General features: G+C 73.6%; 13 protein-coding genes. 3 read left to right on the top strand and 10 right to left on the bottom strand.

Features of this window, described 5'->3' with window-relative positions:
• Positions 1–45: 45 nt before the first annotated feature.
• The 4 genes from FDM97_RS29140 to FDM97_RS29155 form a co-directional block, all read right to left on the bottom strand.
• The gene (locus tag FDM97_RS29140) at positions 46–966 is read right to left on the bottom strand and encodes a hypothetical protein (RefSeq protein ID WP_137993479.1); all 921 of its coding nucleotides are present in this window, start codon (positions 964–966) and stop codon (positions 46–48) included.
• A gap of 101 nt (positions 967–1,067) precedes the next feature.
• The gene (locus FDM97_RS29145; RefSeq protein ID WP_254705790.1) at positions 1,068–1,871 is read right to left on the bottom strand and encodes a hypothetical protein; all 804 of its coding nucleotides are present in this window, start codon (positions 1,869–1,871) and stop codon (positions 1,068–1,070) included.
• A gap of 135 nt (positions 1,872–2,006) precedes the next feature.
• On the bottom strand, positions 2,007–5,795 hold the full coding sequence (locus tag FDM97_RS29150) for an ATP-dependent helicase (protein ID WP_137993480.1): 3,789 nt from the start codon (positions 5,793–5,795) through the stop codon (positions 2,007–2,009).
• Positions 5,796–5,952: 157 nt separating this feature from the next.
• The gene (locus FDM97_RS29155) at positions 5,953–6,342 is read right to left on the bottom strand and encodes an MGMT family protein (RefSeq protein ID WP_137993481.1); all 390 of its coding nucleotides are present in this window, start codon (positions 6,340–6,342) and stop codon (positions 5,953–5,955) included.
• A gap of 234 nt (positions 6,343–6,576) precedes the next feature.
• On the opposite strand from FDM97_RS29155, the gene FDM97_RS29160 reads away from it, so the two are divergent.
• From FDM97_RS29160 to FDM97_RS29170, 3 genes are all read left to right on the top strand, one after another.
• Positions 6,577–9,207 (top strand): lysylphosphatidylglycerol synthase transmembrane domain-containing protein, encoded by a 2,631-nt coding sequence (locus tag FDM97_RS29160; RefSeq protein ID WP_137995091.1) that lies wholly within the window; start codon positions 6,577–6,579, stop codon positions 9,205–9,207.
• 275 nt (positions 9,208–9,482) lie between these two features.
• Complete coding sequence (locus FDM97_RS29165; protein WP_137993482.1) at positions 9,483–11,057, top strand: alpha/beta hydrolase; 1,575 nt, start codon at positions 9,483–9,485, stop codon at positions 11,055–11,057.
• A gap of 55 nt (positions 11,058–11,112) precedes the next feature.
• Positions 11,113–12,687 carry an alpha/beta hydrolase gene (locus FDM97_RS29170; protein ID WP_137993483.1) on the top strand — a complete coding sequence of 525 codons (1,575 nt, stop codon included), beginning with the start codon at positions 11,113–11,115 and terminating at the stop codon, positions 12,685–12,687.
• A gap of 63 nt (positions 12,688–12,750) precedes the next feature.
• Here the strand turns inward: FDM97_RS29170 and moeZ are convergent, their stop codons facing one another.
• The 6 genes from moeZ to FDM97_RS29200 all read right to left on the bottom strand — a co-directional run bounded on the left by moeZ (position 12,751) and on the right by FDM97_RS29200 (position 21,101).
• Positions 12,751–13,929: an adenylyltransferase/sulfurtransferase MoeZ gene (moeZ, locus tag FDM97_RS29175; protein ID WP_137993484.1), complete on the bottom strand. Its 1,179-nt coding sequence runs from the start codon at positions 13,927–13,929 to the stop codon at positions 12,751–12,753.
• 63 nt (positions 13,930–13,992) lie between these two features.
• Positions 13,993–14,751: a spherulation-specific family 4 protein gene (locus tag FDM97_RS29180; protein ID WP_137993485.1), complete on the bottom strand. Its 759-nt coding sequence runs from the start codon at positions 14,749–14,751 to the stop codon at positions 13,993–13,995.
• Positions 14,739–15,698: an NAD-dependent epimerase/dehydratase family protein gene (locus tag FDM97_RS29185; protein WP_137993486.1), complete on the bottom strand. Its 960-nt coding sequence runs from the start codon at positions 15,696–15,698 to the stop codon at positions 14,739–14,741. Before FDM97_RS29185 ends, FDM97_RS29180 begins: the two co-directional genes overlap by 13 nt.
• A 235-nt stretch (positions 15,699–15,933) precedes the next feature.
• Positions 15,934–17,895: a hypothetical protein gene (locus tag FDM97_RS37150; RefSeq protein WP_432816255.1), complete on the bottom strand. Its 1,962-nt coding sequence runs from the start codon at positions 17,893–17,895 to the stop codon at positions 15,934–15,936.
• A gap of 13 nt (positions 17,896–17,908) precedes the next feature.
• Positions 17,909–19,522 carry a DUF3492 domain-containing protein gene (locus FDM97_RS29195; RefSeq protein ID WP_137993487.1) on the bottom strand — a complete coding sequence of 538 codons (1,614 nt, stop codon included), beginning with the start codon at positions 19,520–19,522 and terminating at the stop codon, positions 17,909–17,911.
• Between the two features lie 226 nt (positions 19,523–19,748).
• The gene (locus FDM97_RS29200) at positions 19,749–21,101 is read right to left on the bottom strand and encodes a DUF3152 domain-containing protein (protein ID WP_254705791.1); all 1,353 of its coding nucleotides are present in this window, start codon (positions 21,099–21,101) and stop codon (positions 19,749–19,751) included.
• Positions 21,102–21,130 lie beyond the last annotated feature (29 nt).

Below are 21,130 nucleotides of genomic sequence, written 5' to 3' on the forward strand. Positions count from 1 at the left end.
AAAGAGGCTAACGGCGACCACCGACAGCCAGGACCGCCGCGGGGCTCAGACCGGTGTGGCCTGCTCCAGCTTCGAGATGTCGACCGTCTCGTCCGCGGGCGGTACGACCACCTTCACGGGCTTGTCGTAGTCGGAGAGGAGCATCGTCCCCGGCTCCTCGCCGCCCGTCTTGACGATCTTGAGGATGTAGGGCTTGCCCTTCTGGGAGACGGAGACGGTCGTCGTGTCCGGCGTCGTCGTGTCGGGTGTCGTGTCCGGCGTCGTGCCGCCGTCCGTCTTCTTCTTCACGAGCGTGGCGACGGGCGTCTCCTCGACCTCGGCGTCCGGCCCCCTGGTCAGGCCCCTGCGTTCCTCCGGGTCCTTGTCCAGCTCGGCGAGGAGCGAGGTCAGGTCGCAGACTCCGCTGAGGTCCTCGCTGCCCTCCTGGCCGGGCGTGATCTTCAGCCAGCGGCCCTTCAGGAGCTCGATGGTGGCGTCGATCTGCGCCTCCGGCATGCCCTGCGAGGTCATGGAGGCGCGCCAGAACTTCTCGTCGCCCTTCATGTACGTGATCTTGTCGGCCTGGCGCAGCTCCGCCGTGCCGCCCTCGACCTTCACGCGCCCCGTGCACTGGTTCTTGTCGTTGACGGAGAAGTCGATGTCGAGGGGCTGGCCGTCGGAGACGATCCGGCCGCTCATCCGGAGGGAGGTCGCGGACTGGGTGGCGGTGACGGCCCGGTCGGCGATCTCGTCGGCGGTCAGGTCCTCGAAGGGGTCCGGGGAGGGGGAAGGGGCGGCGGCAACCGCCCGTACGTCGGAAGGGGCGGCGGCAACCGCCCGTACGTCCCGCGCGGCCTCCTGTGCGGCGGGCGCCGGCGCGGTCCAGCCGGTCAGTCCTGCGCCCGCGCCGGCACCGACGACCACGGCCGCGCAGAGGGTGGTCGCGATCCGGAGCTTGCGGCTCCGCGGGTTTCGCTGGGGCGCCATGCGAGCCTCCTCGCGGGAATTCCCCTGATCACCAGGGTCACCCCGGGGGCGTGCGCCCGCTACTTCGGGGGCAGCGGGCGCACGGAGCGGAGGCCGGTACGTCAGCCGCCGAGCTTGTCCGGGTCCATGACCTGGTCCGCCGGCGGCGCGGTGACCGTGACCGGCTTGTTGAAGTCGGAGAAGACGAGGGTGCCCGGCTCGTCGCCGCCCACCTCGACCGTCTTGAGGACGTAGGGCTCGCCCTCCTTGGCGACGTACATGGTGAGCGTCTCGCCGTTGCTCTTCTTCTTGGTCAGGGTGACGGCGGGCTGACCGTTGACGTCGGCGTCGGCGCCCTTGGTCATGCCCTTGCGGTCCGCCCGGTCCTTGTCCATCTCCTTGACCATCTTGTCGAGGTCGCAGAGGTCGGCCAGTTCGCCCGCGTTCTTGTCGGTCATCTTCATCCAGCGGCCCTTGAAGAGCTCGGCCATGGCCTTCCCCTCCTCGGCGGAGGCGCCCTCCTCGCCGGCGGAGACCTGCCAGAACTTCTCGTCGCCCTTCATGTACATGATGCCGTCGGCCCGGAGGAGGTCCGCGGTGGCCTCCTTGATGCCGATCTTGCCGGTGCAGGCGCCCTTGCTGTCGAGGGCGAGGTCGATCGTCATGCTCTGGCCGTCGGCCTTGCCGTTGCCGACCATGTGGAGCGAGGTCGCGCCCTCGGTGGCCTTCACGGCCTTGTCGGCGATCTCGTCGGCGGTCAGCCCCGCGAACGGGTCGGCGGGCTTGGTGGGGGTCGGCGCGGCAGAGGGCGTGCTCTTGTCGGCCTTGGCGCCGCCGTCGTCAGCCTTCTTGCCGCAGCCGGTCACGCCGACCGCCGTCGCCGCGCAGACCAGCGCCACGGCCCAGAGCTTGGGGTTGACCGTCATCTTGCTCTCCACTCTCACAGGTTCTCTTTACCGCGGCCTTACCGACTGTCGAGCGGTCCGAAAGGTTGCGTCGGGCGGGCGGGTGACCTGTCCCACATCGGCCATGGCAGCCGCGGCGGGCACGGTGGTCCCGGCTCACTCCACGATGTGGCGGCCCTCCGGCTGCGCGCTGCACGAGGCCCGGAAGGTGCAGTGGGTGCAGTGCTGGCCGGTGGTGGGGGTGAAGCGCTCGTCGAGGACCCGGCCGGCCGCGGTCGCGAGCAGGTCGCCGACCCACTCGCCCGCCAGGGGTTCCTGCGCCTGGATCTTCGGCAGCGCGTCCCCGCCCTCCTTCTTGGGGGCGGGCTGGCGCAGCTGTACGAGTTCGGCGCCGCCGGGTTCGGGGCGGCGGCCGTCGAAGACCTCGTCGAGGGCTCCTTCGCGTACCGCGAGCTGGTAGACGGCGAGCTGGGGGTGGTGGGCGACCTCGTCCCTGGTCGGGGCGGACTTGCCGGTCTTGAAGTCGACGACGTAGGCGCGGCCCTGCTCGTCGGTCTCGACGCGGTCCATGGAGCCGCGGATACGGACCTCGTACGCGCCGGCTTCGAGGGTGACGTCGAAGTCGTGCTCGGTGGCGGCGGGGGTACGGCCGCCGCGGTCCATGACGTGCCAGCGCAGGAAGCGTTCCAGCGCCACGCGCGCGTGCTCCTTCTCCTGCGCGGACTTCCAGGGGGCGTCGAAGGCGAGCGCGTCCCAGACGGAGTCGAGGCGGGCCATGAGGACGTCGAGGTCGGCGGGGGTACGGCCGGAGGCGACCTCGTCGGCGAGGACGTGGACGACGTTCCCGAAGCCCTGGGCGGCGGTGGCGGGGGCGGCGGCCTTGACCTCGCGGCCGAGGAACCACTGGAGGGCGCAGGTGTTGGCGAGCTGGTCGAGGGCGGAGCCGGAGAGGGCGACGGGGTGGTCGCGGTCGCGGAGCGGGACCTGGCTGCGGGTGGGCTCGAACAGGCCCCACCAGCGGTCCGGGTGGGCGGCCGGGACCAGTGGCTGGCCCTCGTCGTCGGTGAGCGCGGCGAGCTGGGCGAGGCGCTGGGCGGCGGCGTCGCGGAGCGCGTCGGAGGCGGCGGGGTCGACGGTGGTGGCGCGCAGTTCGGCGACGAGGGCGGCGACGGCGAGGGGGCGGCGGGGGCGGCCGGGGACGTCCTTGGGCTCGGTGCCGAGTTCGGTGAGGAAGCGGGAGGGCTGGTCGCCGTCGTCGGCGGGGGCCTTGACGGCGGTGACGACGAGTCGGTGGCGGGCGCGGGTGGCGGCGACGTAGAAGAGGCGGCGCTCCTCGGCGAGGAGGGCGCCGGGGGTGAGGGGTTCGGCGAGTCCGTCGCGGCCGATGCGGTCGGCTTCGAGGAGGGAGCCGCGGCGGCGCAGGTCGGGCCAGAGGCCTTCCTGGACGCCGGCGACGACGACGAGGCCCCATTCGAGGCCCTTGGAGCGGTGGGCGGTCATGAGGCGGACGGCGTCGGGGCGGGTCTGGCGCTTGGAAAGGGTGTCGGCGGCGATGTCCTGGGCGTCGAGCTCTTCGAGGAAGTTGAGCGCGCCGCGGCCGCCGACGCGGTCCTCGGCGCGGGCGGCGGTCTCGAAAAGGGCGCAGACGGCGTCGAGGTCGCGGTCGGCGTTGCGGCCGGCCGCGCCGCCGCGGAGCGCGGCGCGCTCGAGCCGGCCGGGCCAGGGGGTGCCGTCCCAGAGCAGCCAGAGGGCCTCTTCGGCGGTGCCGCCGGCGGCGAGCCGTGCGCGGGCCTGCCGGAGCAGCTCACCGAGCCGCCTGGCGCCGCGGGCGTACGACTGGTCATGGGCGGCGAGCCGCTCGGGCTCGGCGAGAGCCCGTGCGAGCAGAACGTCGGACGGCGGCGGCACCTTGTTCCCCCCGGCCCGCTCCTCGTCCCGCAGGGCCCGCCCGAGCCGCCGGAGGTCGGCGGGGTCCATCCCGGCGAGGGGCGACGCGAGAAGGCTGAGCGCGGTATCGACATCGAGCCAGGCCCCTCCGACGCCGACGCCGTCGGCAGACGCGGGGGCAGCCCCCCGGGCCCTCATCTCGTCCCCTCCGGGGACGGAGCCATCGACGCCCGCCGCGTGGCCATCAGCGTCCACGTCGGCGGACGAGGCCAGCTGCGCGGCATCCGGCTCCTGGCCGCCGCCAGACCCGTCGGCAGACGCGGGGACGGAGCCATCGACCCCCGCCACGGGCCCAGGGCTTCGCCCGGGCACACCGGAACCACCCAGGGGCACGTCTCCGCCCGCGGCCTGGCCGTCAGCGCCCACATCGGCGGACGAGGCCGGCTGCGCGGCATCCGGCTGCTCCTGGTCGCCGGCAGACGCCCCGGCCTCCTGGCCGCCCGCAGGCACGTCGGGCGACGCGGACGAGGTCTCCCCGGGGGCCTTCGCCGCATCGGCGGGCACGACCGGCTGCCCTTGGCCGCCGGGAGGTCCGTCGGTTTGCACGTCGGGCGGCGCGGCCCGGAACTCCCCCGCGTCAGCGGGTGTCGCCGCCGCGCGGAGGGCGAGGAGGAGAGGGGCGACCGCCGGTTCGTGGCGGAGGGGGGTGTCGGTGGTGTCGGTTTCCAGGGGGACGCCGGCCGAGGTCAGGGCGCGGCGGAGGGAGGGGACGGAGGACGTGGCGCGGACCAGGACCGCCATGTCGTGCCAGGGGACGCCGTCCTCCAGGTGGGCCCGGCGCAGCAGGTCGGCGATGTTGTCGGTCTCGGTGGACGCGGTCGGGTAGGTGTACACCTCCAGCCGGCCGCCCCCGCGCACCGCCGCCAGGTCCCGGTGGGCGCGGACCTTGTCGGCGGGCAGCCGGGGCAGCGGCATGCGCCGGGTGAGTTCGCGGGTCGCCGCGAGCAGGCCCGCGCCGGAGCGGCGGGAGGCCGTCAGGACGCGGACCTCCGCCGGCCTGCCGTCCACCCCCACGAACGTGTCGGGGAAGTCGAGGATGCCGTTGACGTCGGCGCCCCGGAACGCGTAGATCGACTGGTCCGGGTCGCCGAAGGCGACCACCGTGCTCCCGCCCGTCGCCCGACCACCGCCCCCCACGGACGCCCTTCCGGCGGCCCCTGTCGAATGGCCCGCCAGCGCGCGCAGCAGCCGTACCTGCGCCGGGTCCGTGTCCTGGTACTCGTCCACGAAGACCGCGTCGTAGTCGGGCAGCGTCACGCGCTCCGACAGCAGCACGGCCCGGTGCACCAGCTCCGTGTAGTCGAGGACCCCCTGCAGGTCCAGGACGTCCAGGTACTCCGCCAGGAACCCGGCCGCCGCCTTCCAGTCCGGCCGCCCCACCCGCTGGGCGAACTCCGCCAGCGCCCGCGGCCCGAGCCCCAGCTCCCGCGAGCGCGCGAGGACGGCCCGTACCTCGTCGGCGAAGCCCCGCGTCGTCAGGCAGGCCCGCAGCTCGTCGGGCCAGCGGATCCCCGCGAGACCCGACTTCTCCAGGTCGAGCTGGCCCGCCAGCAGCTCCCGTACGAACAGGTCCTGCTCCGGTCCGGACAGCAGCCGCAGCGGCTCCGCGAACAGCTCGGCGTCCTGGTGTGCGCGGATCAGGGCGTAGCAGTACGAGTGGAAGGTGGTCGCCTGCGGGGGCCGCGAACCTCCCAGCCGCGCCGCCATCCGGTCGCGCAGCTCCACGGCCGCCTTGCGGCTGAAGGTGAGGACCAGGATCCGCTCCGGGTCCGCCCCCTTCTCGACGCGGGCCGCCACCGCCTCCACCAGCGTCGTCGTCTTCCCGGTGCCCGGTCCGGCAAGGACGAGCAGCGGTCCGCCCGCGTGGTCAACCACTTCCCGCTGCGCTGCGTCAAGGACAGGGGGATCCACCCGGGCCGGGGCGGTACGCAGCAGTCGGTACGCGCCCGTGGTCCGCCCCTGGTACGGCGTACGCCGGGTGGTGGAGGAGGAACTCACGTGGATCGACCGGTCCTGAGCGAAGAGGTGGAGAGGCGGAGAGGTGTACGGGGCGAACGACGACGTTACGGGAAACGGAGGGCACCCGAGTCGTACTCCGTACGGGGCTCCGTACCGTCATCGGGCCGCCCGGCCCCTCCCACCATGGGCAAAGCTGTCACGTGTGAGTTCCCGCACGCGGACCCCCGTCCGCGCCCGCGCCGTCCGCGCCCGCGCCGTCCCACCGCGCCCGCCGCATGTCGAGCTTCGGCACGTGCCCCTCCGCCGTGCGCCCCGCCTCGCGCAGCGGAGTGCCCTCCTCGCGGTAGTGGCCGAGGGCGCGCAGCTCGTGGCCGGGCAGCAGCGTGCCGTCGGCGCGCACCACGCGCCACCACGGCACGGCACCCCCGTACAGGGCCATCACCCGGCCGACCTGGCGCGGCCCTCCCTCGCCCAGCCACTCGGCCACGTCGCCGTAGGTCATCACCCGGCCCGCCGGGATCAGCTCCGCGACCTCAAGGACCCGCTCCGCGTACTCCGGAAGCTCCTCCACGCTCATCCGCCCCATCCTGCCTCACCCCACCGACAACGCCCTGATGCCTCCTTCGGGCGTTGCTTCGTGCCACCATCGTCCGGGCGGTGACTGGTGATACGAGATCAAGAGCGACAAGAAGACCAAGAAGAACAACAATTCGAACAAGGCAATGAGTGCGCGGCACGCGTGGTACGCGCTGCACAGGCAGAGACGGACATGGTGATGGGGCACGACGCTCAGCCTCCTGAGGAGGAGGCGCACCCCGGCATGCCCGCCGCCGACGGAGAGCCCAACGAGCGCGTCTCCCAGGACGAGCCCCTGCTCGCCGCCCGCGTGCACCGGCCCTCGGACCTGATGCGGCTGCTCGTCGGCGTGCTCGCGATCGGCCTCGTCATCGCCATCGCCGCCTTCGCCCACGGCACCACCTCCGGCCTCGAGCAGGACATCAACAAGGGCGCCGGCGGCGCCCCCGACGTCTTCGTCAAGATCGCCGGCCTGGTCTCCAGCATCGCCGTCCTGCTCGTGCCGGTCGCCTTCGCCATCGAGCGGCTCATCAAACGCGACGGCCTGCGGATCGCCGACGGCGTCCTCGCCGCCGTCCTCGCCCACGGCGTCACCCTCGCCACCGACCTCTGGGTCGCCAAGGCCGCGCCCGGCACCATCCAGGACGCGCTGACCCAGCCGGCCTCCGGGGGCGGTCTCACCGACCCGGTCCACAACTACCTCGCCCCCGTCATCGCGTACATGACGGCGGTCGGCATGGCCCGCAGGCCACGCTGGCGGCTGGGCCTGTGGACGGTGCTGCTGCTCGACGCGTTCACCATGCTGGTCGCCGGGTACACCACCGCGTTCTCGATCATCCTGACCGTACTGATCGGCTGGACCGTCGCGTACGGAACGCTGTACGCGGTCGGCTCCCCCAACGTCCGCCCCACCGGCCAGACCCTCCTCGCGGGCCTGCGCAGGGTCGGCTTCCGGCCGGTCACGGCGCTGCGCGCCGAGGGCGCCGGGGTGCCCGACTCGGCCGACAGCGGGGACCGCGGCCGCCGGTACATCGTCACGCTGGAGGACGGGCCTCCGCTCGATGTCACGGTCGTGGACCGCGAGCAGCAGGCGCACGGCTTCTTCTACCGCGTCTGGCGCCGGATCACGCTGCGGGCCATCACCACCCGCCGCTCGATCGTCTCCCTGCGCCAGGCCCTGGAGCAGGAGGCCCTCCTCGCGTACGCGGCGATCGCCGCCGGGGCCAACGCGCCGAAGCTGATCGCCACCTCGGAGCTCGGCCCGGACGCCGTCATGCTCGTGTACGAGCACCTGGGCGGCCGGAGCCTGGACTCGCTGGAGGACGAGGAGATCACCGACGAGCTGGTGCGCAGCGCCTGGCGTCAGGTGCGGGCGCTGCAGTCGCGCCGGATCGCGCACCGGAGGCTCGCGGGGGACGCGATTCTGGTGGATCGTTCCGGCAAGGTGATCCTCACGGATCTGCGGGGCGGCGAGATCGCCGCGGGCGATCTGATCCTGCGGATGGACATCGCCCAGCTCCTCACCACCCTCGGTCTGCGGGTGGGCGCCCAGCGGGCGGTCGCCGCGGCCGTGGAGGTGCTCGGCCCGGACGCGATCGCGGACTGTCTCCCCCTCCTCCAGCCGATCGCGCTGAGCCGCTCCACGCGCGCGACGCTGCGGAAGATCGCGCGGGAGCGGTCGAAGCGGGAGCGCGAGGCCGTTCTCAAGGCCTCGGAGGCGGCGAAGCAGGCGCGGGTCGAGGCCCACGAGGGCGCGGACGTCTCGAAGGCCGGCGGGAAGGCTGCCCGCAAGTCCGACCGGAAGCTCGAGAAGGCGGAGAAGCAAGCCGAGAAGCGAGCGCTCGACGAGGCGCTCGACGACGCCCGCGAGGAGGATCTGCTGGCCCAGATCCGTCAGCAGGTGCTGTTGATCCGGCCGCAGGCACCGGTCGAACCGGTCCGTCTGGAGCGGATCAAGCCGCGCACGCTCATCAGTCTCATCGCCGGCGCCGTCGCCGCGTACTTCCTGCTCTCGCAGATCGCCCGCACGCCGATGTCCACGATCAGCCAGGCCGACTGGCGGTGGGTGGCGGCGGCCGTGCTGTTCTCGGCGCTCAGCTATGTCGCGGCCGCGATGAGCCTGCTCGGCTTCGTACCGGAGCGGGTGGGGTTCTGGCGGACCGTGATCGCGCAGGTCGCCGGGTCGTTCGTGAAGATCGTCGCCCCGGCGGCGGTCGGCGGTGTCGCGCTGAACACGCGCTTCCTCCAGCGCTCGGGAGTGCGGCCGGGGCTCGCGGTGGCGAGCGTCGGCGCCTCGCAGCTCTTCGGTCTGGGCGCGCACATCCTGCTGCTGCTCGCCTTCGGCTATCTGACGGGTACGGAGAAGTCGCAGTCGTTCACCCCGTCGAGGACGGTCATCGCCGGTCTGCTGACGGTGGCGGTCCTGGTCCTGGTGGTCACCGCGATCCCGTTCATGCGCAAGTTCGTCTCGACCCGGCTGCGCTCGCTCTTCGCGGGCGTCGTGCCGCGCATGCTGGACGTGCTCCAGCGGCCGCTGAAGCTGCTCACCGGCATCGGGGGCATGCTGCTCCTGACCGGTGTGTTCGTGCTCTGCCTGGACGCGTCGATCCGCGCGTTCGGCCACGAGAGCCAGGGGATCAGCTACGCGAGCGTGGCCGTCGTCTTCCTCGCGGGCAACGCGCTCGGCTCGGCTGCGCCGACCCCGGGCGGCGTCGGCGCGGTCGAGGGCGCGCTGACCTTCGGTCTGGTGGCGGTCGGCCTCCCGCTGGAGGTCGCGACCCCGGCGGTGCTGCTGTACCGGCTCCTGACGCTGTGGCTGCCGGTGCTGCCGGGATGGCTCTGCTTCAACTGGCTGACGAAGCGGGGGGCGCTCTAGCCGTCCGGCGGGAGCGGGGGCGACAGGGCGCGCACTGGCCGTCCGGCAGGAGCGGGAGGACAGGACGCGCTCTAGCCGTCCGGCGAGAGCGGGGGCGGGGGCGGACAGGGCGCGCACTGGCCGTCCGGCAGGAGAGGGACGACAGGGCGCCGCTCGGCACGAAGGCTCGGGCCGGTCGTGGGTGATCGCGCGGTTCCCCGCGCCCCCAGTGGGACGCTCCCCCGCCTGGCCCACTCGCCCGCGCGGGGGCGCCCCGGGCGGCCCACCATGGGCTCATGCCGATCTCCGCCGCGCAGCGCGCCGCCCTGCTCACCGCGACCACCGTGCTGCTCGCCGCCGGATGCGCCGGGTGTTCGGACGGCGGAGGCGAGGGCGGCGCCGCCGACTCCCCCACCGATCTCGCCGGGCTCGCCGCGCAGGAGCTGGAGTGGTCCGCCTGCCCGCCCCCGTCCGCCGCGGAGGGCGGCGGTACGGCGCCCTCGCCGCTGCCCGGCGGCGCCGCCTGGGAGTGCGCCTTCATGGACGCGCCGCTCGACTACGAGAAGCCCGGCGGCGAGACGATCGAGCTGGCCCTGATCCGCGCCCCGGCCCGCGACCAGAGCCGGCGGATCGGCTCCCTGATCTACAACTTCGGCGGTCCCGGTGGCTCCGGCATCACCGGTCTGCCGTCCTTCGCACCGGCGTACGAGAAGCTCCGCTCCCGCTACGACCTGGTCTCCTTCGACCCCCGGGGCGTCGGCCGCAGCGAGGACGTCGAGTGCGCGACCGACAAGGAACTGGACGCGTACTACGCCCTGGACTTCACCCCGGACGACGCCGCCGAGGAGCGGACCCTCTCCGACGCGCAGAAGAAGTACGCCGCCGGCTGCGAGAAGGACTCCGGCACGGTGCTCCCCCACGTCGGCACCAGCAACGCGGCCCGCGACCTGGATCTGATGCGCCAGGTCCTCGGCGACGACAAGCTCCACTACTTCGGCATCTCCTACGGCACGGAGCTCGGCGGCGTGTACGCCCACTTGTTCCCGGAGAAGGTCGGCCGGGCGCTCTTCGACGCGGTCGTCGACCCGAACTCCAGCACCGAGGACGGCGCTCTCGGCCAGGCCAGGGGCTTCCAGCTCGCGCTCGACAACTTCGCGAAGGACTGCGTGGCCCGCGGCGACGCCTGCACGCTGCCCGGTTCGACGGTCGCCGAGATCGAGGCCTTCATCACCGGGCTGCTCGCCGAGCTCGACAAGAAGCCGATCCCCGGCATCGGCGACCGCGAGCTCACCCAGACGCAGGCCACCAACGGCATCGCCCAGGCCCTGTACTCCAAGGAGTTCTGGCAGTACCTGGAGCAGGGCCTGGACTCGGCCGACGGCGGCGACGGGGCGCTGCTGCTCGCCCTCTCCGACTCCATGAACGGGCGGGACCAGAACGGCAGTTACAGCAACATCCAGGCGGCGAACGCGGCCATCAACTGCGTCGACTTCAAGGAGCGCTACACGCTGGGCCAGGCCAAGGAGCGGCTCCCGGAGTTCCGGGAGGCCTCGGCCGTCTTCGGCGACTTCATGGGCTGGGCGCTGGCGAGTTGCTCCCAGTGGCCGGTCCCCGGCACCTGGGAGCACCCGGACGTCTCCGCCCCCGGGGCCGCCCCCATCCTCGTGCTCGGCACGACCGGCGACCCGGCGACCCCGTACGAGGGCGCCCGGGCGATGGCGGAGGCGCTGGGCAAGGGCGTCGGCGTGGAGCTGACGTACGAGGGCGAGGGCCACGGCGCGTACAACAGCGGCAACGCGTGCGTGCAGGAGACGGTCAACGCGTACTTCCTGGAGGGGAAGGTGCCGGCCTCCGGGACCGTCTGCAGGTAGCCCGCGGACCGGCGCCTAGGATGGCGGTTTTCGGGTCCGGATCACGGGGGTTGTCTTGGTTCTACGGATACGGGTGGCGGCCGCGGCGGCCGTCACCGGACTACTGCTCACCGGCTGCACGAGCACCGACGCCGGCAACGGCAACGGCACCGACACTCCCCGTACGACCCCGCCCGCCGCGGACGCCAAGCCCGGCGAGGCCCCGGCTCTCCCCGCCTCCCTCACCGGGCAGCAGCCTCAGTGGAAGCGCTGCAAGGCCCCCGAGGGCGGCGAGCGGCCCGGCGCGGACTGGCGCTGCGCGAGCGTCCGGGTCCCCCTCGACTACGCGAAGCCCGACGGCGAGACGATCCCGGTCGCGCTGATCCGCAAGGAGGCCCGCGACAAGAGCAGGCGGATCGGCTCGCTGCTCTTCAACTTCGGCGGCCCCGGCGCCTCGGGTGTCGACATCCTGCCGCGCGCCGCCACCGAGTACGGGAAGCTCAACGGCCGTTACGACCTGGTCGGCTTCGACCCCCGGGGCGTCGAGCGGAGCAGCGGCGTGGTGTGCCGGGACGACGCCGAGCAGGCCGCCGCGGAGGCCTCGGTCGACCTCACCCCGGACACGGCGGCCGAGGAGGCCGCGTACCTCAAGGACGGCACCGACTTCGGCGCCGGGTGCGCCCGCCGCTCCGGCACGGTCATCGCGCACACGACGACGAGCAACACCGCCCGCGACCTGGACCTGGTCCGGCACGTCCTCGGCGACGAGAAGCTGAACTACTTCGGTATCTCCTACGGCACCCAGCTCGGCGCCGCCTACGCCCATCTCTTCCCCCGGAACGTCGGCCGGACCGTCCTCGACGCCGTCGTCGACCCGACCGCCGACAGCACGGGCCACGCCCGCAACCAGACGATCGGCTTCCAGCGGGCCCTGGACAACTACCTGAAGAGCACCGGCGAGGGCTCGAAGAAGGGCACGGCACGGATCGTCCGGCTCCTGGAGCAGCTGGACCGGGAGCCGCTGCCCGTCGGCGACCGGAAGCTGACCGACGGCCTGGCGCTGACGGGTATCGCGATCACGCTCTACTCGCAGAGCAACTGGTCCCTGCTGACCTCCGCCCTGGAGCAGGCCGAGCGCGGCGACGGCACCGAGCTGCTGCGCCTCGCCGACTGGTACAACGACCGGGACGAGAACGGTCACTACTCCACGCAGTCCCACTCCCAGCGGGCGATCTCCTGCGCCGACTCCTCGGAGCGGCCCACGGCCGCGCAGGCGAAGGCCCTGCTGCCGGAGTTCCGGGGGCTCTCCCCGGTCTTCGGCCCTTTCCTCGCCTGGGACACGGCAGGCTGGTGCGCGAACTGGCCGGTCAAGGGCGAGCACGCGAACCCGGACGCGAGCGCGCCCGGAGCCGGCCCGATCCTGGTCGTGGGTACGACGGGTGACCCGGCGACCCCGTTCGAGGGCGCCGAGCGGATGGCGAAGGAGCTCGGCAAGGGCGTCGGCATCCTGCTCGGCAACGAGGGCGAGGGGCACGGCGCGTACGGCACGTCGTCCTGCGTGACGGGGACGATCGACGCGTATCTCCTGGACGGCAAGGTCCCCGCGTACGGCACGACCTGCTCCAGCGGGTCGGCCCGCAGCGGGGCATGAGCAGAAGGGGCCCGGACCTGAGGTCAGGTCCGGGCCCCTTCTCACAGAGACACGTATGCGGGTCTAGTAGACCGGCTTCTCGGGCTCGATCTGGTTCACCCAGCCGATGACGCCGCCGCCGACGTGCACCGCGTCCGCGAAGCCCGCGGACTTGAGCACGGCGAGGACTTCCGCACTGCGGACACCCGTCTTGCAGTGCAAGACGATGCGCTTGTCCTGCGGGAGGTCCTGGAGGGCGTTGCCCATCAGGAACTCGTTCTTGGGGATCAGCTTGGCGCCGGGGATGGAGACGATCTCGTACTCGTTGACCTCGCGGACATCGATGATCTCGATCTTCTCGTCCGCGTCGATCCACTCCTTGAGCTGCTTGGGAGTGATCGTCGAGCCGAGCGCCGCCTCCTGGGCCTCCTCGGACACGACGCCGCAGAAGGCCTCGTAGTCGATGAGCTCGGTGAGGGTCGGGTTCTCGCCGCAGACCGCGCAGTTCGGGTCCTTGCGGACCTTGACCTGGCGGTACTGCATCTCCAGGGCGTCGTAGATCATCAGCCGGCCGACCAGCGGGTCGCCGACGCCGGCCAGGACCTTGATGGCCTCGGTGACCTGGATGGAGCCGATGGACGCGCAGAGCACGCCCAGGACGCCGCCCTCGGCGCAGGAGGGGACCATGCCCGGCGGCGGGGGCTCCGGGTAGAGGCAGCGGTAGCAGGGGCCGTACTCGGACCAGAAGACGGAGGCCTGGCCGTCGAAGCGGTAGATCGAACCCCAGACGTACGGCTTGTTCAGCAGCACGCACGCGTCGTTGACGAGGTAGCGCGTGGCGAAGTTGTCCGTGCCGTCGACGATCAGGTCGTACTGGCTGAAGATGTCCATCACGTTCTCGGCCTCGAGCCGCTCTTCGTGGAGGATCACGTTCACGTACGGGTTGATGCCGAGGACCGAGTCCTTGGCGGACTCCGCCTTGGAGCGGCCGATGTCGGACTGGCTGTGGATGATCTGGCGCTGCAGGTTCGACTCGTCGACCTCGTCGAACTCCACGATGCCGAGCGTGCCCACACCGGCCGCGGCCAGGTACATCAGGGCCGGCGAGCCGAGGCCGCCGGCGCCCACACACAGCACCTTCGCGTTCTTCAGCCGCTTCTGCCCGTCCATCCCGACATCCGGGATGATCAGGTGGCGGGAGTACCTGCGGACCTCGTCTACGGTGAGCTCGGCAGCCGGCTCGACCAGGGGTGGCAGCGACACGGGGGCTCCGTTGGTCGGTATGTCAGTACGGTTGTTCTCCCCGTAACACTGCCACGCCCCTTCTCATTCCGAGACACCCGGTCCAATGCGCGAGACGATTTCGTCCCAGTAGCCGGGCAGAGTTTGAAATGGGTCGGTTTGTCCGGCGTGCTCCGTGTGGGCGGAGCGGTCGGTGAAGAAGATCGTCCCCGCTCCCTGCCAGCGGGCGATCCGCATCGCCTCGTCGAGATGGCTGCGGGGCACCCCGTGGACGAGATGGACGAACTTCTCCGGCGGGTGATCGGCCGTCCACTCCGCCACCTGTGACCAGCGATAGTCCGCCCACGGCCCGGAGAACGTGACCAGCTGGTCGGCGGTCTCGGCATAGCCCGGATACGGGTGGGTGCCATGGCCCAGGACGAGGTGGGCCTCGCCGTCGAGCACCGCCTCCAGGGTGGCCGTGACGCGCCGCACCTCGGGCAGGTCGGCCCGGTCCGTGGGACAGCGGTCCAGATAGAAGCCGTCGACCTTGTACCAGTCGAGGAAGCGGTGGGCGTCGGAGACGATCTCGCCGAAGTCGCGCGAGCCGTGGCAGAGGTCCAGGTGCCCGAGGACCTTCACGCGCGCGTTCCTGAGCCGGCCCGCCGCCTCCAGGCAGTGCGGGTCGGGGCGGGCCCCCGGCCCGTCGGCGACATTGAGCACGGCCCAGTGCAGGGGGGTGCCGGGGCGGGCCAGTTCGGCCCATTCGACGGGGGCGAGCAGCGGGTGTGCGTAGCCGGGGACGCCGAAGCCCATCTCCGCTTCCTCGACGGCCCCGGTCGTGGTCGTGGTCAGATGCGGCATGCCGCCTCCATCCAGATGTCGGCGAGGGATTCCTCGAGGTTGATCCGGGGCCGCCAGCCGAGCCGGTCGCGGGCGGTGCGGACGTCGGCCTGCTGCCAGCTGCCGCAGCCGTCGGGGTACGGGTAGGGCGCGGCGGCCAGCTGCTCGGCGATGGACTCGGTGCGCGGGGCGCCGATGACGGGCCGCTGGGGCGGGCCGTCGATTTCGTGCAGGGTCCCGGCGTATCCGGCGACCCGGGCCAGGACGGCGGCGGCGTCGCGGAGCTTGACCGCCCGGCCGGTGCCGATGTTGACGACGCCCTGGGCGGCGGAGAGCGAGGCCGCGTGGACGGCGCGCGCCACGTCCCGTACGTCGACGAAGTCGCGCTGCACGCCGAGGCCGGAGAGCTTGAGCTCGCCGTCGCCGGCCTGCATGGCGCGGCGCATCGCTTCGGCGAGGCGGCCGAGCGGGGATCCCGCGGGGGTGCCGGGGCCCACCGGGGAGAAGACCCGCAGGACGACCGCGTCGAGGCCGGAGCCGAGGACGAGCTCGGTCGCGGCGAGCTTGGAGACGCCGTACGGGCCTCCGGGGCGGGGCACGGCGTCCTCGGCGGTGGAGGAGCCGGGCTGGGAGGGCCCGTACTCGGAGGCGCAGCCGACCTGGACGAGCCGGGCGCCGCAGCCGCTGCGGCGCAGGGCCTCGCAGACGGTGGCGACGGCGACGGTGTTGTGCCGGGTCAGGTCGCGGGCTCCGCCACGGGTGGCGCCGGCGCAGTTGACGACGACTCCGGGGTGGACGGCGTCCAGGAACCGGGTCAGCGCGCCGGGGCTGCCGCCGGCGAGGTCGAACCGTACGTCGGCGTCGTCACCGCGCCCGAGGGCGGTGAGGTGGACGGCCGGGTCGGCGAGCAGCCGGTCGGCGACGAACCGGCCGAGGAATCCGTTGCCTCCGAGCAGCAGCACCCTCATCGTGCGGCCCCTTCGTGCCGACCGGCCGTTGCTGAGCGTTGGGGGGTCATGTCTCTTTCGTCTCCTTGGGATGGGTCCTGCGCGAGGGGTGCGCCCGCGGCGTCGGCTCCGCGGGTGCGCCGGGGTTCAGGGGTGGCCGGTTCGGCCGCCGCGGGGCGAGCGGGTGGCAGGCGACGCGGTGGGGGCACCTGGAGGGCCAGGGGCACGCGGGTCCGGGCTGTTCGGCATGACACCCCTAGGGGTTGGCGTGGGCCGAGGCCCGGGAGAGGGCGGCGGTGGCGTGGGCCAGCAGGCCGAGCGCCGCGGCGCCGCAGACGAGGATGGGGACGGCGCCGGGGCCCCAGGCGTCGACGAGGGCGCGGACCGGGACGGCGAGGACGTCGCAGCCGGGGACCCGGGCGGCCAGGACCGTCGCGAGGGCGAGGGCCTCGGCGGCGCAGGCGGCGGCGAGGCCGCCGGAGGCGGTCTCGGGGAAGCCGTGGACGGTGAGGAGCCGGGCGAGCAGGAGCAGGGCGCCGAGCGCGAGGGCGCCGGAGGCGAAGCCGGTCAGGCTCAACAGGCCCGCGAGGACGGCCAGATGGAGTGCGACGGCGGCGAGGAGCAGGGGGCGGGTGCCGGCGGCGAAGTCCTCGAGGCCCCGGCTGGCGGCCAGCCTGCGGCGGGCCTTGGCGGCGAAGAGCCGGGCGCACCAGGCGGCGGGGGCGACGGCGAGGGCGAGACCGAGGAGGGGGCCGGGGGTGAGGGGCCAGGGCTCGTCGGGTCCGCCGGCCAGCGTCGCTTCGAGAAGGCCGTCCCCGCCGAGCGCGTACGCGAGGAGCCAGAGGGTCCAGACGCGGGCGGCGGGGACGGTACGGCCTGCGGCGCGCAGGGGGCCGCGCCGGACGGCGACGGCGAGCGCGGCGGCCAGGCCGAGGGCCCCGGCCGCGCCGACGGCGAGGCGCACGGGCCCTTCGGTGAGCGCGAGTCCGGTGACGGTGAGGGCGGCGACGGCGCCGGGCGCGAGGGCGGCCAGGGTCCACCCCGCCCACCCGGCGCTCGCCCCGTCCTCCCGCGCGGGGCGCACGGGCGCTCCGTTCCCCCGCGGCACGCGCGCGTACAGCTCCTCGGCGAGCGAGAACACGTCCCGGTGCCGAAACCGCGCGGCGGTCCGGTCGGTGACCCCGTGGGCTTCGAGCCCCGCGGCGATCTCCAGCGGATCCACGGCCCGCTCACACAGCTCCCGATGCCGATGCATCAGCGCCTTGACGGGGTCAGCGGGCCCCCGCCGTCCGCCCACCACGGGCGCGGACTGGGCCTCCACCCGGTCGGCAACGCCGCCCACCGGGGCGCCAGGCCTGACCCCTTCGACCGCCTCGGCCTGCGTCCCGAGGCCCGCGCGGGCCTCCACGCCGGATCCCCGCGCGGGCCGCGCCCGCGGCGCATCGCCGACCTCCGGCGCCTGAGGCCGGTCGTCCTCGACGATCGCGGCCGACGGCCGCGCTGCGTCGGCCCTCGGCTCGAAGCCCTCGCGGGCTTCCGCGCCGGATCCTCGCGTGGGCTGCGTCCGCGGCGCGTCCCCGTCCTCCGGTCCGGGAACGGTGGCCGATCCCTCCTGACGCCAGTCGCCCTCGACGATCGCGGCCGACGGCCGCGCAGCCTCAGCCGGCGCCACGAAGCCGGCGTCGGCTTCCGCACCGGGTCCCCGCGCGGGCTGCGTCCGCGGCGCGTCCCCGGCCTCCGGTCCGGGAACAGCGGCCGTTCCCGCCCGAGGCCGGCCCTCCTCGACGGCGGCGGCCGTCAGCCGCGCCGCCTCGGCCCCCGGCCCGAAGCCCGCGCGGGCTTCCGCGCCGGACTCCCGCGCGGGCTGCGCCCGCGGCGCATCGCCGGCCTCCTGGCCGGGAACGGTGACCGTTCCCGCCCGAGGCCGGTCGGCCTCGGGGGACGCGGACGTCGGGTGTGGTACCCGGCTCGTGTCGTGCAGCGTGAGCGGGTCGGCGGGTCCCGCCCGGTCCGGTCCGGCCGGTGATCGAAGGTCGAGGTCCGTGGCGAAGTGTGCGGCACGTGCAGGGGTCGGAGGGGTGGGCTTCGAGGGCTCGGAGGGTGGTCCGTCGGTTGTCACGGAGACTGTCACGGCCACGGTCAGCGCCGTCGTCTCGAGCAGCGCCTCGGAGTGGGAGTCCCAGGGGCCGGGGCTCGTGGGGGCGGCGGGGCCGCGCATGGGGGTGCCTCCTTCAGGCATCGGGGTCTCCCGCTCCGGCGGCGGCGCTCACCGGCTGGTCCGCCCAGGTGCCGGGCACGTACGCCTCCGCGGGATGGGCGAACGGGACGCCCTCGGCGGCGCGGCGGCGCACGGGTGAGTGGGAGAGAAGTTCCAGGTAGATGCCGCGGAACGCCGCGAGGTTCTGCTCGACGGTGAAGAGTTCGAGCGCGCGGGCGCGCGCGGCGGCGCCCAGCCGGTAGCGGCGCTCGGGGTCGCGCAACAGCGCGAGGCACGCGTCCGCGAGCGCCCGTGGATTGCGCGGGGGCACGACGAGCCCGGTGCCGCCGATGACCTCGACGACCGCGCCCACGTCCGTCGAGACGGTCGCCCGGGCGCAGAACATCGCCTCGACCAGGCTGATCGGGAAGCCCTCGACCACGCTGGACAGGACGACGACCGCGCCCGCCGCGTACGCCTCGGCGAGCGTCGGGGCCTCCGGTCCGCCGAGCTCCTCGAAGGAGACCGGGTTCTCGCCGACGGCGTGCGCCCCCGGCGCCTCGTCGGGGAAGAGCTGCGCCGCGAGCGCCCTGCAGTGCGCGACGTACGCGTCCGCGCCGGGCTCGCGCACCGGCGCGGCGATGATCCGCAGCCGGACGTCGGGCTGGGCCTTGCGCACCTCCGCGAAGGCGTGCAGGAGCGCGATCAGGTCCTTGGCGGGTTCGACCCGGCCGACCCAGACGAGCGTGGCCGGGTCCCCGGTCTCCTCGTCCTCGCCGACCTCGGTGAACCGCTCGGACTCCATGCCGGGGTAGACCGTGCGCAGCTTGGCCCGGTCCGCCCCGCACTTCTCCTGCCAGCGCCGCGCGTGCGTGTTGCCGGGCGTGAGGAGCGCGGCCTGCCGGTAGACCTCGGCGGCGAGCCGGCCATGGAAGGCGGCGAGCAGCGCGCGTACCGGCGCGGACAGCGGCGCGTCGGTGGCGGCCAGGTAGTGCGCGCGCAGCTGGACGCCGTACTCGGTGACCAGCAGCGGAGTCCCGAAGAAGCGTTTGGCCAACAGGCCGGGAAGCGCCGCGGATCCGCCGGACGCGGCGTGGCAGAGGTCGACCGCGCCGAGCCCGTCCTCGCCGTACCAGTCGAGCGACAGCGGGCGCAGGGCGCGCTCCACGTGGTCGACGAACGCGAGGTAGTCGGGGACGGTGGCGGCGGCCACGCCCCGGCGTGCGCCGGGGGCGCGACAGGCGGACTCCAGTGTGCGGACGGCGAGTTCGGAGCGCAGGGCGGCGTAGAGACCGCCGCGCTCGCGGGCGAGTTCGGCGAGGCCGTAGAGCCCCTCGGCGAAGTCACCCGTGTCCTCCTCGGCGCAGATGTCGGTCGCGAGGGCGTGGAAGCGACCGACGAAGGTCCGCCGCTCGCGCCGCCCGTACGTGCGGCCGTCGTCCTCGGGTGCCCAGAGGGGTGCCGTGCGTACGCGCTGGACCTGCGGGGGCAGGTCCACCCAGCCGGCGTCCTCCTGGAGGGCGCTGCGGCTGAGGGCGTACAGGTCGAACTCGTGCGCCGAGAGCCCGCGCACGAGCCGGTCGCACCAGAGCCTGGACTCACCCGTGGCGTACGGGTAGCCACCCTCCGTAAGCAGTCCGATCCGCATGAGCACACCCCCGATCTCCGTTGACTGGCCGGCGCCGTGGCCCGGCGACTCGCGGCGGGAAGAACGTAAGCGGATATACCGGTGGCGCGATGGACGGTTGTCCGTCGCGCCACTGGAAGGGGTGAATGCACGTAACTTTCCCACCGCGGTCGCGTTCTGTCGCGCTACGGGGTGATTCGCCTACGGAGCGTCACGCTACGGCCAGCCCCTGCACTGGCTCGGGGCGTCAGCTCCCCGGGTGCACCCAGGGGTTGGGGCGGCAGGCGATGCCGTCGATCTCCAGGGTCTTGGTCTGCTGCTGCATCACGGGCGCGAGGGCGCCGGGCGTACGGCAGCTCACATGCCTGTGCCCGAGCCGGTGTCCGACCTCGTGATTGATGAGCATCTGGCGATAGGCGAACATCGCCTTGTCGCCGAAGGTCTCCGAGCCCTGTGCCCAGCGGAACGCGTTGATCATCACGCGGGACGTGGACGCGGAGTCGCAGGAGACGTTGTCGATGGTGGTGTCCAGGCCGGACTTCGCACACCAGGTGCCGGTCGTTCCGGGGCTGGCGAGCGTGATCACGAACTCCGGCTCTCCGCTGGAGATCCGCTCGAAGGTCATCTCGCCCTTGCCGGCCCAGCTCCGCTCGTCGTTGAGGGTCTTCTGCACGGCCTGCGCGAAGAGCTTCGGGTCGAGCCCGAGCCCCTTCTCGACGTCGACGCGGTAGCGGATCTTGCGTCCCTTGCCCGGCGCCTTGTCGAAACCGGCCACGGCCTCGAACTCGCCCGAGCCCTTGAGCTTGGGGTCGATGGGGAACTGGCGCGTCATCAGCTGCTCGTACGTGGGCGGCGGGGTGGACGGCACGGCCGTCGCGGGGGCCGAGGGCGTCAGCCGGTCGTCGGAGCGTGAGGCGGTGCCGTCCTCGACGGCCCGGTCGGCGGAGCCGTCGGCCGAGCGGGCGAGGGGGTTGCCGGAGTCCCGGTCGGCCACCTGACCGGCCACGACGACGGCGAGGACGGTGGTGACGGCGGCTGCCGCGATACCGGTGAACGTACGGCCCCTGCCGCCGGTCCTGGTCGGCGCTTCCTCGGGCTCGTCGGGACGCTCCTCGGGGAGATCCTCAGGGGCGGTCTCCCGCCGCGGGGCCGGAATGAAGGGGGCCTGTGGAGCGGAGGCCTGCGGGGCGGCCTCGTCCGGGGCGGGCCTGCGCGCCCCCTGCCAGTCGCCGTACCGCTCCGGTCGCGGCGCCGTCTCGATGTGCTCGGGATGCCCGCCCCGTACAACCGGGTCGGCGGGGGCGGTGTACATCGGCGTGCCGTGCATCGGCGTGTCCCAGACGGGCCGGCCGCCGCCCTGTCCGTACGGGCTCGGGCTCGGGCTCGGGCTCTGTCCGTACGCGCCCGGCTGCCTGCCGGGCCCCTGTTGACCGTACGCCCCCTGGGCGTACCCGGTCTGTCCGTACGCGCCTTGTCCGTACGGGTCCTGCCCGTACGCGTCCTGTCCGTTCGGCCTCTGGCCGTACCCGTCCTGGCCCGGCGCGCGCCTGCGGCGTCCCGTCCCCGGCGCGGCCGCCTCCGGCTTCCGCCCCGTATCCACGGGGGGAGCGGGCGCGGGGCCCTTGCGAC

Origin of the sequence: Streptomyces vilmorinianum (assembly GCF_005517195.1) — a bacterium.
Lineage (GTDB): Bacteria > Actinomycetota > Actinomycetes > Streptomycetales > Streptomycetaceae > Streptomyces > Streptomyces vilmorinianum.